At 60.4% G+C, this 7,335-nt stretch carries 5 protein-coding genes; 2 read left to right on the top strand and 3 right to left on the bottom strand.

The annotated features are described in order from the left end of the window. From AACS18_RS18670 to AACS18_RS18660, 3 genes are all read right to left on the bottom strand, one after another. Positions 1-2,720: efflux RND transporter permease subunit (locus AACS18_RS18670; RefSeq protein WP_108613006.1), on the bottom strand; the 2,720-nt coding region annotated here is incomplete at its 3' end. Next, a complete protein-coding gene (locus tag AACS18_RS18665; RefSeq protein WP_181363327.1) occupies positions 2,717-4,225 on the bottom strand; it encodes an efflux RND transporter periplasmic adaptor subunit in 1,509 nt (502 codons plus the stop codon). The genes AACS18_RS18670 and AACS18_RS18665, both read right to left, overlap by 4 nt. 296 nt (positions 4,226-4,521) lie before the next feature. Next, positions 4,522-5,022 (bottom strand): hypothetical protein, encoded by a 501-nt coding sequence (locus tag AACS18_RS18660; protein ID WP_108613005.1) that lies wholly within the window; start codon positions 5,020-5,022, stop codon positions 4,522-4,524. A gap of 392 nt (positions 5,023-5,414) precedes the next feature. Between AACS18_RS18660 and AACS18_RS18655 the strand changes: the two genes are divergently transcribed. Further along, the gene (locus tag AACS18_RS18655) at positions 5,415-6,599 is read left to right on the top strand and encodes an OmpP1/FadL family transporter (protein ID WP_108613004.1); all 1,185 of its coding nucleotides are present in this window, start codon (positions 5,415-5,417) and stop codon (positions 6,597-6,599) included. Positions 6,600-6,883: 284 nt separating this feature from the next. Beyond that, positions 6,884-7,189 (top strand): hypothetical protein, encoded by a 306-nt coding sequence (locus tag AACS18_RS18650; protein ID WP_236340619.1) that lies wholly within the window; start codon positions 6,884-6,886, stop codon positions 7,187-7,189. Positions 7,190-7,335: the final 146 nt, after the last annotated feature.

The raw sequence follows: 7,335 nt of genomic DNA, 5'->3' as shown, positions 1-7,335 counted from the left end.
GTCCAGATCCCGCCCACCACCGCCAGCGGCAAGGTAGTGAGAATGAGCAGCACCTCCTGAACGCGGCGAAACGCCAGATAGAGCAGCAGCACGATAATGGCGACCGTCAGCGGCACCACGTAGGCGAGGCGCGCCTTGGCCCGTTCCATGTACTCGTATTGGCCAGACCAGGTGAGGGCGTAGCCCGCCGGCAGCACCAGCTGCTTGCCCACCTCGGCTTTGGCCTCATCGACGAAGGAGCCAATGTCGCGGCCGCGAATGTCGACGTAGACCCAGCCGTTGAGGCGAGCGTTTTCACTGCGCAGCATGGGCGCTTCGTCGCTGATGTAGACCCGTGCCACATCCGCCAGGGCGATGCGTGCGCCACTTGGAGTGACCACCGGCAGCAGCTCCAGGCTGGCTACCGAGTCGCGATAGCTCTGGGGGTAGCGCAGGTTGATGGGGTAGCGTTCGCGCCCCTCGATGGTTTGGCCCACCTCCATGCCGCCCACTGCGGTGGCGAGCACCGCCTGCACATCGGCGATGTTGAGGCCATAGCGTGCTGCTTTGAGCCGGTCGATATCCACCTTCACATAGCGGCCACCGGCCACCCGCTCGGCGTAGACCGATGAGGCGCCCTCCACCTTGCCGACGATCTGCTCAAGCTGCTGGCCGAGCTGCTGGATCACCTTGAGATCCGGCCCCGCTATCTTGATGCCGACCGGGGTCTTGATACCGGTGGCCAGCATGTCGATGCGGGTCTTGATGGGGGGCACCCAGGCGTTGGTGAGGCCTGGGAAACGGATGAGGGAGTCGAGCTCCTCTTTCAGCTTCTCCGGCGTCATGCCGGGGCGCCACTGATCGCGGGGCTTGAGCTGGATGCTGGTCTCCATCATCACCAGATCGGCGGGGTCGGTGGCCGATTCGGCGCGGCCCGCCTTGCCGAACACGTTTTGCACCTCGGGCACGGTACGAATGAGCTTGTCGGTCTGCTGCAAAATCTCCCGCGCCTTGCCCACCGAGATATTGGCTGCGGTGGTGGGCATATACATGATGTCCCCCTCATCGAGCGGCGGTATGAACTCGGAGCCGAGGTACTTGAGCGGCCAGAAGCCCGCCACCGTCACCACGGCGGCGATGGCCAGGGTGGTTTTCGGGCGGGCCAAGACGGCCTTGAGCAGCGGCACATATGCCTGGCTTAAGCCACGGTTCAGCGGGTTGGCCTGCTCCGCCAGCACCTTGCCACGGATGAAGTAGCCCATGATCACTGGCACCAGCGTGATGGCGAGCCCGGCCGCGGCCGCCATGGCATAGGTCTTGGTGTAGGCGAGCGGGTGGAACATCCGCCCCTCCTGCGCCTCCAGCGCGAACACCGGCAGGAAGCTGATGGTGATGATCAGCAGGGAGAAGAAGATGGCGGGCCCCACCTCTATGCTCGCCTCGGTGATGATGCGCCAGCGGTTCTTGTCGGTGAGCGCCTCCCGCTCCATGTGTTTGTGGACGTTCTCGATCATCACGATGGCACCATCCACCATGGCGCCGATGGCAATGGCGATGCCCCCCAGCGACATGATGTTGGCGTTGATCCCCTGCAGGTGCATCACGATAAAGGCCACCAGAATGGCGATGGGCAGGGTGATGACCACCACCAGTGACGAGCGCAGGTGGAACAGGAAGGCCAGACACACCAGCACCACCACGGCGAACTCCTCCAGCAGCTTGCCGGAGAGGTTGTCGATGGCGCGCTGGATAAGGTCGGATCGGTCGTAGACGGTGACGATCTCTACTCCTTCCGGCAGGCTACTCTTGAGCTCCGCCAGCCGTGCCTTGACTCCGTCTATGGTGTGCTGGGCATTCTCGCCGTAGCGCATGACGATGATGCCGCCCACCACTTCCCCTTCGCCGTTGAGCTCGGCAATGCCGCGCCGCATCTGGGGACCGGTGACCACATCTGCCACATCCCCCAGCAGCAGCGGGGCGCCGCGTACCGTGGTGCCGAGCGGGATCTGCTTCAGATCCTCGACGCTTTTCAGATAGCCGTTGGAGCGCACCATGTACTCCGCTTCCGCCATCTCGATGACGGAGGCACCTGTCTCCTGATTGCCCTGTTTGATGGCGGTCTCGATAAGGGAGAGCGGAATGCCGTAGGCGCGCAGCTTGTCCGGATCGACCCGCACCTGATACTGGCGCACCATGCCGCCGACTGTGGCAACTTCGGAGACCCCCTCCACCGTCTGCAACTCGTACTTGAGGAACCAGTTTTGCAGGGAGGTGAGCTGGCTGAGGTCATGCTTGCCGGTTTTGTCCACCAGCGCGTACTGATAGACCCAGCCCACCCCGGTGGCGTCCGGGCCGAGCTGGGGGCGGGCGGAGGCGGGCAGGTTGGGGGCCACCTGACTCAAATACTCCAGCACCCGGGCTCGGGCCCAGTAGAGGTCGGTGTTGTCGTCAAACAGCACATAGACGAAGGAGTCGCCGAAGAAGGAGTAGCCGCGCACCGTAGTGGCCCCCGGTACCGCCAGCATGGCGGTGGTGAGCGGGTAGGTGACCTGATCCTCCACCACCTGGGGCGCCTGGCCCGGATAGGAGGTTTTGATGATCACCTGCACATCGGAGAGATCCGGCAGGGCATCCACCGGGGTCTGTTTGACCGACCAGAGCCCCCAGGCGGTGAGCATGAGGGTCAATAACAGCACCAGAAAGCGGTTGCCCACCGACCAGCGAATAATCGAGGGGATCATGGCTTGGCTCCCATATTGTGCTGGCTATGGCCCATCCCTTCCATCTCATCTTTTGCCTTCTCCAGAGCGTGGCCGCTGGTCGGGGCCTTCTCCTGATGGATGTTGGTGATGCGGTACTCATCCCCCTCCTGCATCACCTGCAGGTGCAGGTTCTGCCCCTCGACCAGCTTGCTGATATCGACCCCGTCGGCGACGGTGAACTCCATCTCCATGGCGGGCCACTGCCACTCGGGGATGGGCTGGTGGGAGACCATCAGGGTACGTTTGGCCAGATCGATGCTTTCAACCTCGCCCTGGGTCCACACCTGGGCGGGGCGCACCGCCGTCATACGCTGGAAGTCCGAATCGATGGCCGACTCCGAGTCGAGCAGGAACTGGGCCGAGCTGACGATGTTATCCCCAGCCTCTACCCCTGCCTTGATGGCAACCTTGTCGCCAAACTGGGGGCCGAGAGTGACGGCGACCGACTTGAAGTTGCCATCCCCCAACGCCAGCACCAGCCGATCCTGACTGCCGGTGCGGATCACCGCTTCGCTCGGCACCACCAATTGCGGCTCTCCCTGCCCGGTGCGAATGCTCACCTTGGCAAACATATTGGGTTTCAAAAACTCGTCCGGGTTGTCAAAGCGCAGCCGCACCTTGAGGGTGCGGGTAGCTGCGTCCAGTGTCGGGTAGAGGTAATCCACCTTACCTTGCCAACTGCGACCGGGGGCATAGTCGAGAGTCATGGTGACCGGATCCCCCACCTTCAGCTGGGCGGCCTGGCGCTCGAACACCTCGGCACTGACCCATACCTGCTGGAGGGTGCTGATGTTAAAGAGCGCCGCAGCGGGCTCAACATACTGGCCCTCGCGCACCTTGAGCTCGGAGACATAACCGCTGCTGGGGGCGTAAATGCTGATGGTTTCGCGCACCTGACGGGTGCGCTTGAGGGCTGAGATTTGATCTGCCGGTACCTGCAGGGACTTGAGCTTGCCCTCGGCAGCGCGCAGCAGCAGTGGGTTGGCCGTGTTGAGTGCCAGCAGGTATTCGTGCTGGGCGTTGACCAGATCCGGCGCGTAGAGCTCGTAAATAAGGCTCCCCTTGCTCACCTGCTGCCCCTCGCTCTTGATGGCGAGGGTGCGGATCCAGCCTGCCATGCGGGCGTTGACTGCCTCCAGCCTGTCCTCGTCATAACCGACATAGCCCACCGTCTCGATCTGCTGGTGGATAGGCAGTCGCTCGACCTTAGCCAGTCGCACCCCCAGGTTCTGCTGGATCTCGGGGCTGATGGTGACTGTGCCCGGCGAGCCGTTTTTTTGTTCCTCATAGACGGGGATAAAGTCCATCCCCATGTTGTCCTTGGCCGGGCCGTCGCGCTTGTCGCGGGGATCCATGGGATTGACCCAGTAAAGGGGCGTCTTCTCTTTGGCGCTTGCGCCATCGGAGGTCTGTTTGGCGGCCCAGTAGCCGCCACCAGCTCCAAGGGCAAGTAGCAGGGCCGACATCAGGACGGTCTTGTTCATGACTGGTCTCCGGCGCGGATCTGCATGCAGAAAGTGCAGGAGGGTAATGCGCCCGCAAAGGCAGCAACCTTGGACGGTGAAAAGTGGGCTGGTGACATAATACGTCTTCTCTTTTGCAGGCCGCCGGTCGGGTGAGGTGCAAGGCATCACCAAAGGGGCTGGCGGCAAACGGGGCGCAGCTGTATCAGTGCGCACGGCTCCCTGTGAGCGGACCGGTTTGGCCGGGGCACAGGGTCAGGCAAGGCGGCAGAGAACGGGCAAGTTGAAGCTTGCCTGTGCCGCAAGAGAAGGACTTTCTAGTGGCGTAACACCGACAGCATCAGATGTCGGCGCGGCCAGGAGGGAGGGTGAGTACCGCGTGATCGCAGGAAGGGATCCCGCAACCAGTTGTCTAGCAGCGAACTGGCGAGGGGACTGCCTGACAGCAAGGGAAAGAGCAGCAGAGCGACCAGCACACCCAGCAGAGTCATCGCGCCGAAGGAGAGAGCGTTGACGCCGGTCTGCATCTGGCACTCATCGCCCATGGCTGACCCCTTGTCTCCCTGATGGCAGGAGAGGGGCATGACATCGCCCGGGTGATCCATAGCGGGCATTGTATGAGAGATATCGCCATCCACCATCGCCATGGATGAATCGAACATCACCATCGACTGGGCGCTGTTTGGGATCGGCTCGGAGGAGAGGGGAGAACCATGCCAGCTGATGCAGAGGGTCAGATTGCAGACGAGCAGCAGCGCCAGCAATAGCCGGGCCATAGCAACAGAGGGCAATCTTGCAGCAAGCTGGGTGAGTGACAATCCGGGCATCCTTCGGGAGCAGATGGCGGGACTGTAAACCTTGCCACGAGGTGAAGGTCAATGGCGCCGGTGATGTAATAGAGGTGCTGTGTTGGGGGGGATATTTAAGCAATGCTTAACCATTGCGTATGCCCAACCCTAATGAAGCATGCCCCTCATCCCGTTAGGATGCCCCCTGTCAGTTACCACGATGGCGTGATGGTTCACTCTTTTGCTTCGGCATAAATGACTGCGGCAGGAGTGCTTGCCGACCTTATCCATCCCGTGACGCCATGAGCGAGCAGTATAAAGCCGCAGGTTTCCCGGATGCTGACAATCAAAGAGTCAAACCGTGTTTTTGAGCAGCACACCTTGCCGGGTGCTCACCATGTTCACTATTCAGGAGTATTGAAATGCAGCCACGACTGCTGTCGCTGATGCTTGCCGCTTTGCTAAGTCCATCAGCCATGGCTGGCGGCCTTGCCCTCTACGAGACCAGCACTGCCAACAGTGCGCTGGCCAACGCAGGGTCTGCCGCCCGTGCCCAAGGGGCAGATACTATCGCAAGCAACCCGGCCGCTATGACCAAACTGGAAGGTACCCAGTTGCAGGTCAATGGCGGTGTGGTATACGGCGACCTTGAGCTGGATCTGGACAACGGCGGTAACAACGGTGGAAATGCCCTGCAGACCGCGCCGCTCGGCAGCCTCTATCTGACTCATGCCATCGACGATCAATGGGTCGCAGGTCTCGGCGTCTTTGGCAGTCACGGTCTGGGTATCGATTATGGCGATGGCTGGGATGGTCGTGGTTATACCCAGTCGGCCAAGCTGACCGGCATTGCCTTTGCTCCGAGTCTGGCGTACCGCATTGACTCAAATTGGTCAGTGGGAGCCAGCCTGATCGCCATGAATGGTTCGCTGGAAGCCTCTGTGGATCTGACGTCCGGGATGAGGGAAGGGCGGGAATTCTCCAACAGCGACTGGGCGTATGGCGCCTCCTTCGGGGTACTTTACGAGCTGGATCAGCACTCCCGTATCGGCCTGAGCTACTTCTCCGAACTGAAGTGGGAGCTGGAAGATCAGCTCTTCCCACGTGCTGATGTGGCAGGTCTAGGGGTCGAGATCATGATTCCGCAGACCATTACGCTAAGTGGCTATCACCAGCTCAACGACCAGTGGGCCTTGCTGGCCAGCGCCAACTGGCAGCAGTGGTCCCGTTTTGGCGATATCGATGTTGCATCTGTGCTTGGTAGCCAGACCATTGATATGCACTACAAGGACACCTGGCACGTCAGCTTGGGTACTCAGTTCGATGTGACCCCAGCCCTGCGTTTGAGCAGCGGTATTGCCTATGACAGCAGCGCTGTGGACGATGCTCACCGTACTGTCACCCTGCCGATGGGAGAGGGGTGGCGCTGGGGTCTGGGGGCCAGTTATCAGTTGAGCCCAGCCACCAAGGTGGAAGCCAGCTATACCCTGGCTTGGCTGGGTGATATGCCAGTGGATCAGGACGGGATCGGTCGCCCGCACTTGTCCGGCAGCTACAACAACAGCTACCTGAACTTCTTCAACATCGGTGTGCAACACCAGTTCTGAGTTGTGAGCCTTGCAAGCCTTCACTGGTTGGGGGCTTCTTCATCCTGCCCGTCGCGCCGATCCGGCGCGTTATTAGCTGGGTGGCTCGTGAGGCCCACTTGTTTGCTCATCCGTTACTCAAGGAACAACATCAAATGTCATCACAATCAACCTCTGCGTTAGCGCGGTGGCTTTGGCGCCTGACGTTTATATTGGTCACGGTTGCTCTGGTTCTCTTTTTCTCGAAAGGTGCCCACATCGATCCAATTGAGGCGACCAAGTTCAACCATGCTTTGCCAGCCATCATGGTACTGCTTGATTCCGAGATCTTTATGGGGGTGATTACTGTGATCACTCTCTATGTGGTCCTCTATCTGGTCTATCTGCTGTGGCAACTGCATGAGATCGCTGTGCATCGTGCCAAGGTGTCCGAGTCGGTGCATATCACCCTGGTGTTTGCGCTCTCCTTGTGCGGACTGTTTATCGACAAGACCTGGTGGGTGCTTGCTGTCATCATTGCCTTTGCCCGTTGGGATGTGCTGAGCGAGCGGATGAGCCATATTATCGGCCATGGTATTCGACGTGGCCGTCATGAGGGGGAGGCATCATGAAAGAGATCCTGCTGCCCTATATCCTGATCGTCTGGTTGCTGGTCAAGCTGAACATATTGCCTTGGAACCTAAAAACTGGTTTTTGGAGTACCGCCATTGGCGCGTTATTGGCGCTTGGTTTGTTGACTACCTCTCGCCATTTGGCT

It is taken from the genome of Aeromonas sp. HMWF015, assembly GCF_963878965.1.
Taxonomy (GTDB): Bacteria; Pseudomonadota; Gammaproteobacteria; order Enterobacterales; family Aeromonadaceae; genus Aeromonas; species Aeromonas veronii.
The sequence above is the reverse complement of the archived record's forward strand: the minus strand, read 5'-3'. Positions and strand labels throughout refer to the sequence as shown.

Excerpts from the sequence above, each read along its gene's own strand:
- AACS18_RS18665 (WP_181363327.1), bottom strand. The coding sequence starts at position 4,225 with ATGAACAAGACCGTCCTGATGTCGGCCCTGCTACTTGCCCTTGGAGCT.
- AACS18_RS18655 (WP_108613004.1), top strand. The coding sequence starts at position 5,415 with ATGCAGCCACGACTGCTGTCGCTGATGCTTGCCGCTTTGCTAAGTCCA.
- AACS18_RS18650 (WP_236340619.1), top strand. The coding sequence starts at position 6,884 with ATGGTACTGCTTGATTCCGAGATCTTTATGGGGGTGATTACTGTGATC.